Source organism: Aliihoeflea sp. PC F10.4, assembly GCF_054612275.1.
In genome coordinates this window covers 1,660,946-1,674,983 of sequence record NZ_JBTSWH010000001.1, presented here as the reverse complement: position 1 = coordinate 1,674,983, position 14,038 = coordinate 1,660,946, and the positions used below count along the sequence as shown (strand labels likewise).

Here is a 14,038-nt window from a genome sequence, read left to right as displayed (position 1 = left end):
CCTGACAACAACCATAATGTGGTCGTCGTACTGTGGCGTACAAAGACAGGGAAACGGCGGAACGCCCGAATACTTGCGATGCGTAGATCAGTGATTATTCCGCGTCGCGCGCGGGAATGTCTTCCGCGATTTCCTGCCTGAGCTTCGGTCCTTGCGCGAGTCGTCGGCCAAGGGCGGTGACGAAAGCTTCGTAGCGCTCGGCGGCCTTGGCGCGCGCCGCAACCTGTGCCGGCTCTGGCAGTGGCGGATTGGACGTCAGCCAGAAGCGAATGAACACGGCGAGCGTCTCGACTGAAATGCCAAGATCGCGCTCCATCCGCGCGATGCGACGATCGAGCTGGTCGAGCCGCTTAGTGGTGGCCGCCTCTTGCCGTTCCGCGGCATCAGGCGACAAGAAGGAGGCGATGCCTGCTTCTGCGACCAGCGACAGGGATAGGTCTCGCCGCGCGGCGTGCGCGGCGAGCGCCTTCATCACATCGGGATCGAGATAGACCGACAGCCGCTGTTTCTTGAGAGGTTTCGTCACGGCCGCCCCCTACAACTCGATCCCGTCGCCCGGGTCGAGCGATGCCTGACGGGCGACCTGGCGCATGGTCTGGGTCATGCGGCTGAGGCGCGCGGCATCCTCCTCGACGTCATCCCGAGGATCGATTTCGAACTCGTTCTCGATGACTGCCTTGCGCTCGACGGTCTTCGTTCGGCTGAGTTCGGGCTGATGGCGACGCTCGGATTCTGTCGGATCATCGTCCGACGCCTCCTGCGCGGCGATCGGTGCGTGGAGATCGGGCGCTGACGGCAGCGCCAATTTGCTCCAGTCGTCGGCTTGACCTGTCCTCGGCTTCGTCAGGGTCGGCGGAGCCAAGATGCGCTCCTGAAGCCGCTGATCCTCATAATATCGCGCCTTTTTCGCCCGGATCGGCGGAATGCCGGCGACCATGACGATCTCATCGGAAGGGGGAAGCTGCATGATCTCCCCCGGCGTCAGAAGCTGTCGGGCGGTCTCAGAGCGCGACACCATCATGTGGCCGAGCCAAGGCGATAGCCGGTGGCCGGCATAGTTCTTCATCGCCTTCATCTCGGTGGCGGTGCCGAGCGCATCCGAAACGCGTTTCGCGGTCCGCTCGTCATTTGTCGCGAAGCTGACCCGAACATGGCAGTTGTCGAGGATCGAGTTGTTCGGACCGTAGGCCTTCTCGATCTGGTTCAGCGACTGAGCGATTAGGAACGCCTTCAGGCCGTAACCCGCCATGAACGCCAGGGCGCTCTCGAAAAAGTCGAGCCGGCCCAGCGCGGGAAACTCGTCGAGCATGAGTAGCAGCCGATGGCGGTTGCTCTTGGCCTGGAGATCCTCGGTCAACCGGCGTCCGACCTGGTTGAGGATCAGCCGGATCAGTGGTTTGGTCCGGTTGATGTCGGATGGCGGGACCACGAGGTAGAGCGTGGTCGGATGCTTGCCGCCGACCATGTCGGCGATGCGCCAGTCGCAGCGCCGGGTGACCTCGGCCACGACGGGATCGCGATACAGGCCGAGGAAAGACATCGCAGTCGACAGCACGCCGGATCGCTCGTTGTCGGATTTGTTGAGCAGCTCGCGCGCCGCGCTGGCGATCACCGGGTGCGGGCCCGCGTCGCCGAGATGGGCGGTCTTCATCATCGCCGCGAGCGTCGACTCGATCGGCCGCTTCGGATCGGACAGGAAAGCGGCGACGCCGGCGAGGGTCTTGTCGGCCTCGGCATAGAGGACGTGGAGGATTGCCCCGACCAAAAGTGCGTGCGACGTCTTCTCCCAGTGGTTCCGTTTCTCGAGCGACCCTTCCGGATCGACCAGAATGTCGGCGATGTTCTGCACGTCGCGGACTTCCCATTCGCCGCGTCGCACCTCGAGCAACGGATTGTAGGCGGCCGACTTCGCGTTCGTTGGATCGAAGAGCAGCACGCGGCCATGCCGAGCGCGATAGCCGGCGGTCAGCGTCCAGTTCTCGCCCTTGATGTCATGGACGATCGCCGAGCCCGGCCAGGTCAAGAGCGAGGGCACCACCAAGCCCACGCCCTTGCCGGAACGCGTCGGCGCGAAGCACAGCACATGCTCGGGGCCGTCATGTCGAAGATAGTCACGCTCGTGTTTGCCGAGCACGACACCATCTGGACCGAGCAGGCCCGCGGCCTTCAACTCGTCAGGGCGCGCCCAGCGGGCCGAACCATAGGTCTCGACGTTCTTCGCTTCGCGTGCTCGCCACACTGACATGCCAATCGCGACCGCGATGGAGATGAAGCCACCCGACGCGGCGATATAGGCGCCTTCGACGAAGATCGGCGGCGCATAGGCATCGTAGAAGTACCACCACCAGAAGAAGGCGGGCGGATAGTAGATCGGCCATCCGGCGAGCTCGAACCATGGCTGCCCGAGCTGAGGTTGGAAACCGAAACGGTAGGCAGTCCATTGCGTCGCGCCCCAGGTCGTCATCAACACGATCAGGAAGACGGTGAGGATCTGGCCCCAAAGAATCTTCGTCGCCGACATGGCGGGGCACTCCTTTCTTGTTTGGGCTAGATGCCGAGGCCGCGATTGCGGCCGAAGCTCCAGTCGACGCCGCCGCCTCCGCGCGAGACGCCGGAGATGTGCTGGCCGAGCTGGCGTTCGAGGGATGGCGACCAGGGCACGAGCTGGAAGCCGAGGCCGTCGTCGATCATGGCGAAGCGGCCCGAGGCGAGCGCGAAGCGCTGCCGATAGGTGCCTGCCACATACTCGCCCGTTCCGGCCTTCGAGAATGGTCGGCCGGTCTCGGCCGCGAGCTTCTCTCCGAGCGCTTCGACCTCGCGCTGGCGCAAGGTCTCGATCAGCCCCGGCGAGAAGCTGACGCCTCGCGTTTGCCGCTCGGCGAGGCCTTGGCTGATGAGGTGTTCGGCCCGCCGGTCCATGGCCTGGCGCACTTCCGCGCCGAAGCCTCCGCCGCCGAGTGCTACCGGCTCGCGGGCGATGGCCTGCCGGTCGAGCCAGGTGGCGCCGGTCGCATGGACCTGTCGCTCGATATCGAGATCGGAGCGAACGGCGAGCGCGACACGGCGGCGACCCTGCGCATCGTCGAACTTGCGCAACTCGACGATCGACCCCGGCGCGCTGTCGGCGGCGGCGTCGAGATCGGGGAGCTTGATATGGTGGGTGCGCCCATCGGTGCCGTCGACCACGGCATAGGCCGTGCCCTTCAGCTCGTCATCGAGCCCCCGATCGACAAGCCGCCCAATAATCGGATCGTCGAGGCTCTCGCCGGCGAGCACATAGCTCGCGGCGCCACGCTCGATGCCGCGCTCGCTCAGGCCACGATGGATGCGCTTGATGATGTCGCCGCGTTCGCCGAGCGCGCGCAGCGTCTTCTCGGCATTCTCCGAGACGACCCACTGACCAGGGCCGACCTGATCGGCGAGGCCCAGCGTCTCCAGCTTCCGTAGCCGGCCGACCTTCAGCGCGTGGAATTCGTCGGGCTGGCGATCAGGATGCGGGGCGAGATCGGCCACGCCCGTGCGATAGCTGTCGCGGGCGATCTGGCGATCGAGATCGGTCCAGCGCTCCGCGCCGACCTGCCGTTCGAGGTTGCGGCGGATCTCATGCTCTGTCCGCGGCCCCAGCTCCTGGGTGACGAGGTCCTGCGCGCGGGCGCGCATGCCCTCCTTGATGTAGTCGCGGGAGATGACGAGGTCCTGGCCGTCATCGGTCCGCCCCCGCAGGATGATGTGGACGTGGGGGTTGTCGGTGTTCCAGTGATCGACACCGATCCAGTCGAGCTTGGTGCCGAGGTCCTTTTCCATCTGGCCCATAAGCTCGCGCGCGAAGGTCTTGAGGTCGGACATATCCGTCGCGTCCTCGGGCGAGACGATGAACCGGAAGTGATGCCGGTCGTCCTGGGTGCGCTCGGCGAAGGCCTTCGGATCGGCGTCCTCGCTCTCTGGGCCGAACAGGTGCGCCTTCTCTCCATCCCGGGTGACGCCCTCGCGGCGGAGGTAGCTGAGGTGAGCTGCGAGCGGCGCGGCCCGCGCGCTATGACGGACGACGCGGGTCTTGATGACCGTGTTGCGCGATCGGCTCGTGAGAAGACGATTGGCCTGCACCGTCGCGCGCTGCCCGCGCCCGAACCGCGAGCGGTTGCCCTTGCTGATCTGTCCGGTGCGCGAGATGCGGCCGCCAGCCCGCTGTGCGGCCGCGAGCGCCTGGGCGATGAAGGGCCGTGCCTGCTGGGCGCGGGTCGAGCGGATGCGACCAGGCCGGATGCGGAAATCGTCCTCGCCGCTCATGGTCGAGGCCCCGCACATCGCGCAATCGCGCGGAATTCTTTGGCGAAATGGCGAATGCGCAGGCTGCGCCGATCAGGCGCACCTCGCGCAGATGCGCCATAAGTCCCTGAAAACACACGACCGCACCAAGCCGCACATCGCCGGCTTTTATCTCGCCATCGTGCGGTTGTGCTGTCGGCTCCTCCTCTCCAGACCGCCCTTCGTCCGCCAGAACACGCCACAATGCGAACGGGTGCGAACGCGGTCATCGCGGACCACCGGGGACATTGCGCGCGACGAAAAGGCCATCGGTGCGCGAAGCCACCGGGCCTTGATCGCGCTCCGGGGCCGCCGCCGTCGTCGCGTCTGGCTCGCCCTCAGACTGCACCGGCGCTGCAGGTCCACTGCCAGCCGACTGCACGACAAAGAGCGGCGCCCGCGTCCAGGCGAGCGGATCGGCCGCCGCCACAACGACGGGGCCGGCGAGGTCACCGCCGCGGACAACGGGGGCAAGCGCGGCGACATAGGCGCGCGTTTCAGCCGGCAATGGGCGGCCCGCGAGATACTCTTCGTAGCGGCCCGGACCCGCGTTGTAGGCCGCCAGGAAGCCGGGCGATCCGTAGCGATCGTGCATCTCGCGCAGATACGCAGCGCCGGCCAGAATGTTGTCGCGCGGATCGTAGGGATTGCCGCCGAGCCGATGCCGGACGCGCAGTTCGGACCAAGTGGCGGGCATGATCTGCATCAGGCCCATTGCGCCGGCCGAAGAGATGGCGCGCACATCGCCTGCGCTTTCGACGCGCATGACGGCGCGTATCCATGCCTCTGGAACGCCGAAACGCTGCGCCGCCTCGGCGATGTAAGGGCCATATGGATCGCTGCGTGATGGCCGCTCGACCGGCGTCTGCTGGGCGTGGGCAGTGCTCGCGACCGGTGCGGCGAGGATCAGGCCGGAAAGGAGAAAGAGGGCTGCACGTCGGAGGGCGATCCTCCCTCCGACGACAGGCTTGATGCGCGCGGCGGGCATCGCTCAGTCCCGCTCGCCGCGCTTCGGCGGGCGATTCCAGTGCAGGCCCCAGGCGGATTTGTCGTCGGCCGACTGGAACAGGTTGGCGCGGATCGGATGTTCGAAGGTCGGATCGTCGAGCTGCAGCGAGACGTAGTCGCCGGCCTTCTCGCCGGTGCGCTTCCAGCCCGCGCCGATCTCCGCGCCGGTCTCGTTGCTCATCGTGTCGAGCACATGGACGCGGTAGTCGGGCGCGTTCTCGGCATCGGACGGCTCGGCCGCGACGATGATGATGTCCTGATGCAAGGACAGCGTCGTCAGGTGGCCGATGAAGCCATCATTTTCGCGAATGAATTGACCGATCACGGGCATGGGTCGTCTCCTTCATATTGCGGTGGATAGGGTCATGGGCGCGCCGTCACCGCGTCGGCGCGCGCCAAACGAAGCGGCTATCGCCGTCCTCGTCGGTATAGAGAGGGGTTGCCCGGCCGATCACGGCGGAGGCCGGGAGCGGCCCGAAGTAGCGACCGTCGAGGCTGTCGCGGACCTGCCAGTTCATCAGGAACAGCTCGCCGTTCGCGACCAACCGGCAGCCCTGCCAGACGGGCAGCGGGCGCCCGCGACGATCGCGATCGAGCGCGTCGCCCATCGGCACGCCGTCGACCGTGATGGCGAGCCCGGTCCGGCAAACCCGTTGTCCCGGGACCGCGGCGACGCGCTTCAGGAGCGGCACGCCGCGTGGCAGGTAGCCGCCATCGGACAGGAAGGTTGCGAGCGGCTCGGGTGCGTCGACGGCGACCAGATCGGTCACGTCGAGCGCGCCCACGTCGCCGATTGTGTAGAAGCCGACCGGCGTGCTGGCGGACGCGTTCCAGATCAGGCGCGGCGCGAACGAAGCGATCGAAGCCACGCCGATAAGCGAGACGGCCGCCGTAGTGACGATGGCGTAGGTAAGCCGGGTCATGCGCCGATCTCCCGACGCAGAAGAAAGGCGCGATGCTGGCGCGGACCATAGGCGCGCGGTGTTTCGCCGACGGTCATTCGGTTGTGGACATGGCGCCAATGGTCCGGCGAAACCTCGATCGGATCGATGCCGCGCGCTTCGATGGCGTCGATGAACTGGAGCATGCGCTCCACCTTTGGCCAGCCATCGACGTGCAGCAGGACCTCTGCGCCAGGCGTCACGGTCGGGACCGTCTGACACGGCGCATCGCACTCGACTGTGCGTAGGATGTCGAGGCGCGAGACCACGGTGCCGTGTTCGTTCCCCGCCCAGCGCACCAGCGCGAGGACGCTGCCGGGAGGGAAGAAGAGGATGCGACGGCGGCGGTCGAGGATCTGCTCGCGCCGCTCGCGACCGAAGCGGACCCAGTGCTCCGTCTGCTTCTCGATCCAGACGAGTTCGACCTGGGTGAACGCTTCGGGCGGCGGCTCGGCGGCAGCACGGCCGACGCGTTTTGGCGCGGCGACAAGGCCGGTCATTGTCCTTCTCCTGACGGGGGTGGGAATTCGCGCTCGAACAGCGCGCGCAGCATGTCGGCGACGGTCTGGCCGCGCTGGAAGGCGGTGATCTTGATGCGGCCCCGCATGTCGGCGGTTACGTCGATCGTCAGCCGGGCCGAGAAATCCTCGGCGGGCTGGCCGCGGGGCGCGTGGCGATCGGGCGCCTTGATCCAGCTTTCGGGATCGGCGGGACGCGCCGCAAAGCTGCGCTTCGGGGACCGCTCGCTCATGCGCCGATCCTCGCGACTTCCGCCGCGAGCGCGGCGATCTCGCGCGCGCCAGGGCAATCCTCGTCCTGCTCGGCGGCGAGCCGGCCGGTCTGCACAACGTCGGCAAAGACGATGCGCTGGCCGATTGTGGTCGAGAGCAAGGGCGGGTCGTGATCCGCCAGCGTTTCGGCGGTCTCGCGCGCCAGGATCGTGCGGGCAGCGCACCGGTTCAGCACGAAGCGCGCGGCGAGCTGCGGGCGATAGATGCGGGCCTCGCCGAGCAGCGCCAGCATTTCGGCCGACGCCCAGCCATCGAGCGGCGACGGCTGCACCGGGATCAGCACGAGATCGGCCGCGAGAAGCGCCGAGCGCATTAACCCCGCGACACGGGGCGGGCCGTCGATCACGACATGGTCGACGTCGCGGGCCAGCTCCGGCGCTTCACGGTGGAGCGTGTCGCGGGCCAGGCCGACGACACCGAACAACCGCTCCAGCCCCTCCCGGCTGCGCTGTTGCGACCAGTCGAGGGCCGAGCCCTGTGGGTCGGCGTCGATCAGCGTGACACGCTGTCCACGGCGAGCCCATTCGCCGGCGAGATGGAGGGCGAGCGTCGTCTTCCCGACGCCGCCCTTCTGATTGAGGAGGGCGACGATCATGACGGTCTCCCGGCGATCGGGGACTCGTCCACAGCGGCCGAAAACGGCCGTTGCGTTAGAAAGATTCCGTAGGAATCTAGGTTAGATAAGTTACGGGGCTCGCAAGCTGCTGATTCAGCGCGAGGAATCGACGATTCCGGTCCCCGATAGCACGAGAGTCCAGTCCCCGATGGCACGATAGTGCCGGTCCCTGATAGCACGACACTATTCACAGCTTATCCCCAGGGTGAGATTTGGTCCGGCGACGACGGCGCGGGGTGCCGAGGGCATCCGGATCGGTCGGCACGAAGGAGAGGATTTCCGGACCGCCGACGCCCTGCTCGATGGTCAGGCGGTAGCCGGGGAGCGGCTGGCGTTTGACGATGTCGCGGAGGTCGTAGGCGAAGTGCTTGAGCGGCGAGAGGCTGCCGGACTTCGAATGGAGATGCGGGAAGTCGAAGCTCCAGCCGAACTCCTGGCGACCGCCGTGCTTGCGCACCAGGCGGTAGAGCCAGCGTTCGAGCCCGCCGGTCAGGCCGAAGTAGTTTCGGTCGATCGTGAGTACGAGCGCGTCGTCCAGCACGGCGCCGTAGAACCAGTCGGGGACTATCAGTTCGAGCCCGAGCGGGCGGCCTCGGTGATCGGCGCGTTCCTTCCACTCGTTGATCCAGGAGAAGCGGTGCATCCGCCGCTCGGTCGGCTGACGGATGGACGTCGCCACCGTGGTCGACTGAAGCCGATCGAGTGCGGCCTTCAAGCGGTCGTAATCGCGCAGCGACACGCCACGACCGATGAAGTTGAGGATTTCATAGGGAGTGGTCGCCATTAGGCGCGACGGCCGCAGGCCGAGGTCGCGTGCTTCGACGATCTGCGAGGCGGCCCAGATCAGGACGTCGGCGTCCCAGATCGTCGCCATGCCGTGCTCGGCGACGGCTTCGACGCGAATCTTCACCGAGCCTGCCTTGAAGTCGATCGGCGCCAGGCGCTTCGACTTGGCGAGCGAGAAGAATGGATAGGCCATGAGGTCCTGCGCATCGCGGGGCGCAAGATCGCCGGGCAGCGCCCGGAACAGATCGAGCTGCGCACGCTCATCGCGATGCTGGTGGCGGGACGGCATGGCGCGCCGTCTCAGCGCGGAAAGCGCCCGCCGGCGGTGGCGGGAGATTTCGGCTGACGCTTGGCGGGCAGAACAGTGCCTGCGCGTGGATCGGAGGTGGAGGTCACGAGACCCTGGTCCGCCCAGGCCTGGAGGTCTTCCACCGCATAGACGACGCGACCACCAAGCTTGCGATAGGTCGGGCCGGTTCCGTAGGTACGGTGCTTTTCGAGCGTGCGCTCGGATAGGCCGAGGAACCGCGCGGCTTCCTGCGTTCTGAGATAGCGCTGCGGAATACTGGCGGCTATTTCGGCCATGATCGCACCTCCGTGTGCTCGCTGGTTGCCGCTGCGAACGAGCGGCGGGTTGCGAGCACCGTGGCGGGAGGCCGGCGCGTTCGACAGGAACGGAATTAGGAAGTTATTTTCGACACCGAGGGCGTGTCATCGCGAGCGACGCGGAAGCCGAAGGATTTTGCGGTAGCCGCCACGGACGAACGCCAGGCCGTCCCGGGCAAGGCGGACCGTCGTCTCGCGGACAGGGTTCTCGACCCAAGTCGCCGAGTCGTGTTTGAGGTTCGGGAAGAGCTGCGCGGCGATCTGGCGGTAGCTCGCTCCTGCGACACGGGCGTCGACGACGCGGAGCATCAGGCGAGCGCGCCGCTGGCGCTGCGGCGTGACTCGGGGGTCGGCGGGCGCACGCCGGTTCTTGATGGCGGCCCAGAAGCGCGCCAAAGCGGTGAGGCGGTCCGGCAGCAGATCATCGAGAATGAGAAGCGCGGCGAGCGCTTGGCGGCTGGACAATGCGGTCAGCGCGACGTCAAAGCTTTCGCGTCGCATCTCAAGCCGGACGAGCGCCTCGTCATACTGAAGGATTACATGGGCGTGCACATCTTCAGCGGTGAACGGGGGACCATCGGGCGCTGGGCCTGTCGTCAGGATGATCGCAGCCGGATCGACTTGCGGGGTCCAGAAGATCGGCTGGATGAGCGCCGAGTTGCGCGGGTCGGCGACGAAATCGCAACCCCCATTGGGCGGCAAACTCGCGCGCGGCGCTCTCGCTCAAGCGCCCGACGGCTATCAGCTCCCGATAGGATTTTCTGTAGTCTGGGTTGCGCCGCAGAAACTCCCAGGCAAGATCACCGGGCGTTAGCGCATCGATGTAATCGTAAGCGGCCTCAGACCGCCAGCTTTCGTCCTCGGACATCCTCCACCGCCTCCGCGCAATAAGACGCAACGCGAGTTATGCATGGGGCACGATTCCAAGTTGAATGAGGCTTGGGAATAACGAAGGTGGATGAAGGTGATGCGCGTTCCGCATCACCTCAGTGCGCGCGGGAGCCAAGGAACTCGCAGAAGCCGCCCTGCGTCATCCATCTGGCGCGTTCAAGATGTGCGTCGTAGACCTGCCGAGCGCGGGGCTCGTCCCGATCGGCCTCGAGGTCGAAGAGGACTTTAGCCACCTCTCGCCAATCCGCCCCTTGCGCCTCGGCATCGAGCAGACGGGCGTAGAGCTTTAGATGCGTCCGATCGTAGGCCGTCAGCGCCGCGCCGCCCGGTGGCTGGTCGAGAAAGTCCGTCTTGGTCACAACATCCCCCGAAGACGCGGTTTATCCATTCCGGGAAACATTGTTAACGCTGATTTGATCGCAATGATGAAGCGGGCAACACATGCGCGACGTCGTCGCGTTGCCGCGATAGCCGGAAAATCAGGCGTCTTTCTTAGCATCGACCAACAGCACTCCCTTGCCCTGGTCGGAGTTCAGGAAGACGATGCCGGCGCGTTCGAAAGCTCGTCTCACCTCATCGCGAGTCGTCTCGTACACCTCCAGCCCGCTATGGGATTCGAGGCGCTTGAGAGCGGTCAATGAGACCCGGGCCTTGTCCGCGAGCGTCTCCTGTGTCCAACCCAGCAACGCGCGTGCGGCCCGAAATTGTCGGGCGGTGATCATGCATGATCACCTCCCACACGGTCCTACGCGCACGCTAAAACTACGACTATAATAGTCGCTCTCGCCTCTGAATTCCAGCAATTTCGCCCTCGGCGAGCGGACTGCCGGTGTCGAAGCCGCTGCCTGATTCGGTCGTTCGAGAATGCGAAGGCCCCGGCCTTCCGGCCGGGGCCTGACGCGGGTCCTCAGTCGCTGCGCCGCCCGTTGGGACGGGACCAGATCAGCGAGTAGGTGTCCGCGTCCTCGTCGTCGAAGAGGTTGGCGTAGATGGGGCTGTTGAACGAAGGGTCGTCCAGCTTGAGGCCCAGATAGTCGCGGCCCTCGTTGGAGCGCTTGGTCCAGGCGGCCCCGATCTCGGCACGGCCGACCAGAACCCGGTGGCTCGGAGCGTTTTCGCCGGTGGCGCGGGTGTCGGGGACGATGCGCACGCCCTTGGCCTGGACGCTGAGGGTGACGATTTCGCCGGTGAACTCGTTCGAGACGGTCTTCTTGAAGGTGCCGATGGTCGCCATGGTAAGTCTCCGTTTTTCCGTATTCGAGCCCGCACCATTGCGGCCTCGATGGCGATCGGTTGGCCGGAGGCGATCGACGGCGCACCCCGAAGGGGCTGGACAGCTAAGGAGGGGTTTCTTGTCCCGCGAGGAATGGCGGCGCAGCCGGCAGGGGAAGAAAGTTCGACGCCGCTGTTGCGTCATAGGCGATCGAGGCGTCAGCCGGCCTTCGGCCAGATCAGGCCATTGAAGAGGCCGTTTGGAGCGGTTGAGGCACGGTCAGGAAACGGATGCGATGGCGGCCACCCTGCATCGGCATACCGGCGCTGATGCGGACCCCCTGGCGATTGCTCCCTCGTACAGGCAAGTCGCGCTGCATCCTCGCCGTCGCCGCTATCGGAGGGATCGTGACGCCCGGTAGCAGGTCGCGCACGCCGATGCAGTTGCCCCGGAGCGCTTCAGCGGGGTCGTGCGCAGGGTCTAGCGTCGAGTTTCGCTCCACGCTCCAGCCACACGCGCCTCAGACTGCGGAGGCGTTGGCGCCAACGTGATTTTGGTCCGTCGCATCGGCGCTGAATGTGGTCAGGCTCGCGCGAGGCCCGGACCGGATGGGGCGGGGGCCGTCGCCATCCCGGCGACCCGCACGAAGGCGGTAATGCCAACGGCAATCGCGCCGATGATCGAGAAGGCCATCTGCCAACCGTCGGACGGCATGAGGTGTTTGACGATGCCGTGGGTGGCATGGAAGCCGGCGAGCGCGGCCGGGGCAACAAAGGCGATGGCGACAAGCAGCTTCAGCCAGATGGGTCGCACGAACGCGATCATGAGGTTGCCGATGGCAAGAGTGATCGCCGCAGCGACCAAGCCGACAAGAATGGCGCCCACGATGCCGGCGCCGGTGCCGTGCGCCCAAGCGCCGACGGTCACGCCGACGAAGGCCGGCAATGCGAAGACGGCGAGAGTGAACAGCAGCCAGCACAGCGCGGCAATAGCGGCGAGCGAGGCGAGAATTGCGAGAATGATCATGGCGGTGGACTCCGTGACGATTGGTCTGACGGTCGCGCCTTCCACCACCACCACGGCACATGGCAACTGTAGCCGAAATGCGTCCGCGCCGGGAGCGGAAATCGCTGAGGATCTCCGCCCGGCAGCGGATCGCGCCGGTTACGGGGCGAAGGGGTCGATCTCATGGATGATCTCCGAGGCGTCCCCGTCGTATTCGCTGGCGGGAGCCACCGACAGGGTGCCGTCTCCGGCCTGGAAGATGACGATGGCGGCCATCAGGGTTGTGGCGAGGCTGAAGGCGAAGGCGTGAGCGTCGTTGAGGGACATTTGCTTGGCTCCTGCTGGAGCGGGGGACCATCCCCCGCCGACAGGCGCCCGAAGTGTTCGGCCGTGGACTGCAATCACCGCGCAGGCGCAGCCGCAGCGGCGGCATGCTCGCATAGCCGACCCTTTATGGGTTGATGGCGACAAGTCTGCGGCTGAACCAAGGATCAGCGCTGAAAGGCGGGGGTGGTTCTCGTGTAAGGAGACCAACGTTACTGGCCTCGAACCTTACTCTGCTTTGCTCCAGCCAAGTGCCGCTGGACGAGGATCTAAGATATTCTGCCGACGGCAGGCGTGGTGTCGCGAGGGAGGGCCAATGGCGGAGTTCACAGGTAGAGATCTGCATCTCGTGAAGAAGGCTCTCGCGATCGCCGTGTTGGCCATCGAACGTCAGCCGGGTCCCTTTCAGTCTTCCTCCGACCAGGCGGATATGAAGACGCTGCTCGATGCGCTGATCGAGAGCGATACTGAGCTCGCGCACTATGCGCGATCCGCCCGGATAGCAGTGACAGGCAAGCCGGACTGAAAGCGGCTTTGCGAGAATACGCCAACGCGCTTCTGCGGGATGGCATCAATGCAGAGAAACGTAAGGGCGGCGCTTAAGCGCCGCCGAATTTCCAGACTGGGATGCCGAGCTTCTTCGCCTTGTCGGCGAGGTTGTCCTGAATGCCGGTGCCCGGGAAGTGCATGACCCCGATCGGCAGGACGTCGAGCATCTGATCATTGCGTTTGAACGGAGCGGCCTTGGCGTGTTTGGTCCAGTCTGGAGCAAATCCGACCTGCGGCACCTTGCGATGGTCGGCCCAGCGGGAGGCGATCTTCTCAGCGCCCTTCGGTGACTTGCCGTGGATCAGCACCATGTCGGGATGCTTGGCGTGGACCTGGTCGAGCTTGGCCCAGATCAGCGTGTGATCGTTGAAATCGAGCCCGCCGGTGACGGCGATCTTAGGACCGGCCGGAAGCAGAACCTCGTTGTCGGCACGCTTCTTCGCGGCGAGGAAGTCGCGGCTGTCGATCATTGCCGAGGTGAGGTTGCGATGGTTGACCATCGATCCGCTGCGGGGACGCCAGGGTGAGCCGGTGTGCCGTTCGTAGTGCTCGGCGGCCTGGTCGCGCATCAGCTCGAAGGCGTTGCGACGTTCGATCATCGTCTGCCCTTCGGCCGTCAGGCGCTCCAGCTCGACGGCCTTCACCTCGGAGCCATCCTGTTCGCGTTGCCCACGGCGCTGCGCCTGCTCATTGTCGTCCAGCTCGCGTTCGATCCGGTCGGTGGCTCGGTGGAAGACGTTGACGGTCGACCAGAGGAGATCGTCGAGGTCGGGCTCGAGGCGGGTGTCTTCCAGGGTGACGATCAGGGCGTCGAAGACATCGGCGATGGCGCCGGCGACGTGGTTTCCTTCGGGCAGCGGCCTTCCGTCGGGTTCGTCCGCGAAGGGACGGTAGCCATAAAGCTGAAGCTCGGAGAGGACGTGGTCGGTGGGGGATGATTCGTGATGCGGCTCGTAGCTGTCGTCGTGCTCGCTCATCGGGATGCTCCTTCGTCGGTGTGACC

At 65.8% G+C, this 14,038-nt stretch carries 20 protein-coding genes; 1 reads left to right on the top strand and 19 read right to left on the bottom strand.

Going from position 1 to position 14,038, the window contains the following annotated elements:
* Window positions 1-94 precede the first annotated feature (94 nt).
* From ACX82Z_RS08355 to ACX82Z_RS08270, 18 genes are all read right to left on the bottom strand, one after another.
* Window positions 95-526, bottom strand: coding sequence for a hypothetical protein (locus ACX82Z_RS08355; protein ID WP_037520549.1), 432 nt, complete (start codon window positions 524-526; stop codon window positions 95-97).
* Between the two features lie 9 nt (window positions 527-535).
* Entirely contained in the window at window positions 536-2,521 is a 1,986-nt protein-coding gene (locus ACX82Z_RS08350) for a conjugal transfer protein TraG (protein WP_037520547.1), read from the bottom strand.
* Window positions 2,522-2,547: 26 nt separating this feature from the next.
* The gene (locus ACX82Z_RS08345; protein ID WP_037520713.1) at window positions 2,548-4,287 is read right to left on the bottom strand and encodes a relaxase/mobilization nuclease domain-containing protein; all 1,740 of its coding nucleotides are present in this window, start codon (window positions 4,285-4,287) and stop codon (window positions 2,548-2,550) included.
* A 244-nt stretch (window positions 4,288-4,531) separates the two neighbouring features.
* Window positions 4,532-5,293 (bottom strand): lytic transglycosylase domain-containing protein, encoded by a 762-nt coding sequence (locus tag ACX82Z_RS08340; protein ID WP_051886771.1) that lies wholly within the window; start codon window positions 5,291-5,293, stop codon window positions 4,532-4,534.
* A 3-nt stretch (window positions 5,294-5,296) separates the two neighbouring features.
* Window positions 5,297-5,644, bottom strand: coding sequence for a DUF736 domain-containing protein (locus tag ACX82Z_RS08335; RefSeq protein ID WP_037520546.1), 348 nt, complete (start codon window positions 5,642-5,644; stop codon window positions 5,297-5,299).
* A gap of 46 nt (window positions 5,645-5,690) precedes the next feature.
* On the bottom strand, window positions 5,691-6,236 hold the full coding sequence (locus tag ACX82Z_RS08330; protein WP_037520543.1) for a S26 family signal peptidase: 546 nt from the start codon (window positions 6,234-6,236) through the stop codon (window positions 5,691-5,693).
* Window positions 6,233-6,754, bottom strand: a complete 522-nt coding sequence (locus ACX82Z_RS08325) for a DUF2840 domain-containing protein (RefSeq protein WP_037520540.1) — start codon at window positions 6,752-6,754, stop codon at window positions 6,233-6,235. The genes ACX82Z_RS08330 and ACX82Z_RS08325 overlap by 4 nt, the downstream gene beginning before the upstream one ends.
* The gene (locus tag ACX82Z_RS08320) at window positions 6,751-7,005 is read right to left on the bottom strand and encodes a hypothetical protein (RefSeq protein ID WP_037520539.1); all 255 of its coding nucleotides are present in this window, start codon (window positions 7,003-7,005) and stop codon (window positions 6,751-6,753) included. The genes ACX82Z_RS08325 and ACX82Z_RS08320 overlap by 4 nt, the downstream gene beginning before the upstream one ends.
* On the bottom strand, window positions 7,002-7,640 hold the full coding sequence (gene parA, locus ACX82Z_RS08315) for a ParA family partition ATPase (protein WP_037520537.1): 639 nt from the start codon (window positions 7,638-7,640) through the stop codon (window positions 7,002-7,004). Before parA ends, ACX82Z_RS08320 begins: the two co-directional genes overlap by 4 nt.
* A 208-nt stretch (window positions 7,641-7,848) precedes the next feature.
* A complete protein-coding gene (locus tag ACX82Z_RS08310; RefSeq protein ID WP_037520536.1) occupies window positions 7,849-8,736 on the bottom strand; it encodes a replication initiator protein A in 888 nt (295 codons plus the stop codon).
* Window positions 8,737-8,747: 11 nt separating this feature from the next.
* Entirely contained in the window at window positions 8,748-9,032 is a 285-nt protein-coding gene (locus ACX82Z_RS08305) for a helix-turn-helix transcriptional regulator (RefSeq protein ID WP_037520534.1), read from the bottom strand.
* Between the two features lie 126 nt (window positions 9,033-9,158).
* Window positions 9,159-9,701 carry a DUF2285 domain-containing protein gene (locus ACX82Z_RS08300; protein ID WP_394092743.1) on the bottom strand — a complete coding sequence of 181 codons (543 nt, stop codon included), beginning with the start codon at window positions 9,699-9,701 and terminating at the stop codon, window positions 9,159-9,161.
* The gene (locus ACX82Z_RS08295; RefSeq protein WP_234791947.1) at window positions 9,610-9,921 is read right to left on the bottom strand and encodes a transcriptional regulator domain-containing protein; all 312 of its coding nucleotides are present in this window, start codon (window positions 9,919-9,921) and stop codon (window positions 9,610-9,612) included. The genes ACX82Z_RS08300 and ACX82Z_RS08295 overlap by 92 nt, the downstream gene beginning before the upstream one ends.
* Before the next feature lie 118 nt (window positions 9,922-10,039).
* On the bottom strand, window positions 10,040-10,303 hold the full coding sequence (locus tag ACX82Z_RS08290; protein WP_037520533.1) for a DNA -binding domain-containing protein: 264 nt from the start codon (window positions 10,301-10,303) through the stop codon (window positions 10,040-10,042).
* A gap of 120 nt (window positions 10,304-10,423) precedes the next feature.
* Window positions 10,424-10,666 carry a helix-turn-helix domain-containing protein gene (locus ACX82Z_RS08285; RefSeq protein WP_037520532.1) on the bottom strand — a complete coding sequence of 81 codons (243 nt, stop codon included), beginning with the start codon at window positions 10,664-10,666 and terminating at the stop codon, window positions 10,424-10,426.
* 185 nt (window positions 10,667-10,851) lie between these two features.
* Window positions 10,852-11,178 (bottom strand): DUF736 domain-containing protein, encoded by a 327-nt coding sequence (locus tag ACX82Z_RS08280; RefSeq protein ID WP_037520531.1) that lies wholly within the window; start codon window positions 11,176-11,178, stop codon window positions 10,852-10,854.
* A 561-nt stretch (window positions 11,179-11,739) separates the two neighbouring features.
* A complete protein-coding gene (locus tag ACX82Z_RS08275) occupies window positions 11,740-12,183 on the bottom strand; it encodes a hypothetical protein (RefSeq protein WP_037520530.1) in 444 nt (147 codons plus the stop codon).
* 138 nt (window positions 12,184-12,321) lie between these two features.
* The gene (locus ACX82Z_RS08270) at window positions 12,322-12,489 is read right to left on the bottom strand and encodes a hypothetical protein (RefSeq protein WP_170828631.1); all 168 of its coding nucleotides are present in this window, start codon (window positions 12,487-12,489) and stop codon (window positions 12,322-12,324) included.
* Between the two features lie 313 nt (window positions 12,490-12,802).
* On the opposite strand from ACX82Z_RS08270, the gene ACX82Z_RS08265 reads away from it, so the two are divergent.
* Complete coding sequence (locus ACX82Z_RS08265; RefSeq protein ID WP_037520529.1) at window positions 12,803-13,012, top strand: hypothetical protein; 210 nt, start codon at window positions 12,803-12,805, stop codon at window positions 13,010-13,012.
* A gap of 73 nt (window positions 13,013-13,085) precedes the next feature.
* Here ACX82Z_RS08265 and ACX82Z_RS08260 read toward each other — a convergent pair whose 3' ends face one another.
* The gene (locus tag ACX82Z_RS08260; protein WP_037520527.1) at window positions 13,086-14,012 is read right to left on the bottom strand and encodes a DUF2493 domain-containing protein; all 927 of its coding nucleotides are present in this window, start codon (window positions 14,010-14,012) and stop codon (window positions 13,086-13,088) included.
* Between the last annotated feature and the right edge of the window lie 26 nt (window positions 14,013-14,038).

What these genes read in the sequence shown, in the direction of transcription:
- ACX82Z_RS08330 (WP_037520543.1), bottom strand. Translation starts at nt 6,236, where the DNA reads ATGACCCGGCTTACCTACGCCATCGTCACTACGGCGGCCGTCTCGCTT.
- ACX82Z_RS08265 (WP_037520529.1), top strand. Translation starts at nt 12,803, where the DNA reads ATGGCGGAGTTCACAGGTAGAGATCTGCATCTCGTGAAGAAGGCTCTC.
- ACX82Z_RS08285 (WP_037520532.1), bottom strand. Translation starts at nt 10,666, where the DNA reads ATGATCACCGCCCGACAATTTCGGGCCGCACGCGCGTTGCTGGGTTGG.
- ACX82Z_RS08270 (WP_170828631.1), bottom strand. Translation starts at nt 12,489, where the DNA reads ATGTCCCTCAACGACGCTCACGCCTTCGCCTTCAGCCTCGCCACAACC.
- ACX82Z_RS08350 (WP_037520547.1), bottom strand. Translation starts at nt 2,521, where the DNA reads ATGTCGGCGACGAAGATTCTTTGGGGCCAGATCCTCACCGTCTTCCTG.
- ACX82Z_RS08345 (WP_037520713.1), bottom strand. Translation starts at nt 4,287, where the DNA reads ATGAGCGGCGAGGACGATTTCCGCATCCGGCCTGGTCGCATCCGCTCG.
- ACX82Z_RS08325 (WP_037520540.1), bottom strand. Translation starts at nt 6,754, where the DNA reads ATGACCGGCCTTGTCGCCGCGCCAAAACGCGTCGGCCGTGCTGCCGCC.
- ACX82Z_RS08305 (WP_037520534.1), bottom strand. Translation starts at nt 9,032, where the DNA reads ATGGCCGAAATAGCCGCCAGTATTCCGCAGCGCTATCTCAGAACGCAG.
- ACX82Z_RS08335 (WP_037520546.1), bottom strand. Translation starts at nt 5,644, where the DNA reads ATGCCCGTGATCGGTCAATTCATTCGCGAAAATGATGGCTTCATCGGC.
- ACX82Z_RS08320 (WP_037520539.1), bottom strand. Translation starts at nt 7,005, where the DNA reads ATGAGCGAGCGGTCCCCGAAGCGCAGCTTTGCGGCGCGTCCCGCCGAT.
- ACX82Z_RS08275 (WP_037520530.1), bottom strand. Translation starts at nt 12,183, where the DNA reads ATGATCATTCTCGCAATTCTCGCCTCGCTCGCCGCTATTGCCGCGCTG.
- parA (WP_037520537.1), bottom strand. Translation starts at nt 7,640, where the DNA reads ATGATCGTCGCCCTCCTCAATCAGAAGGGCGGCGTCGGGAAGACGACG.
- ACX82Z_RS08260 (WP_037520527.1), bottom strand. Translation starts at nt 14,012, where the DNA reads ATGAGCGAGCACGACGACAGCTACGAGCCGCATCACGAATCATCCCCC.
- ACX82Z_RS08310 (WP_037520536.1), bottom strand. Translation starts at nt 8,736, where the DNA reads ATGCCGTCCCGCCACCAGCATCGCGATGAGCGTGCGCAGCTCGATCTG.
- ACX82Z_RS08340 (WP_051886771.1), bottom strand. Translation starts at nt 5,293, where the DNA reads ATGCCCGCCGCGCGCATCAAGCCTGTCGTCGGAGGGAGGATCGCCCTC.
- ACX82Z_RS08280 (WP_037520531.1), bottom strand. Translation starts at nt 11,178, where the DNA reads ATGGCGACCATCGGCACCTTCAAGAAGACCGTCTCGAACGAGTTCACC.
- ACX82Z_RS08295 (WP_234791947.1), bottom strand. Translation starts at nt 9,921, where the DNA reads ATGTCCGAGGACGAAAGCTGGCGGTCTGAGGCCGCTTACGATTACATC.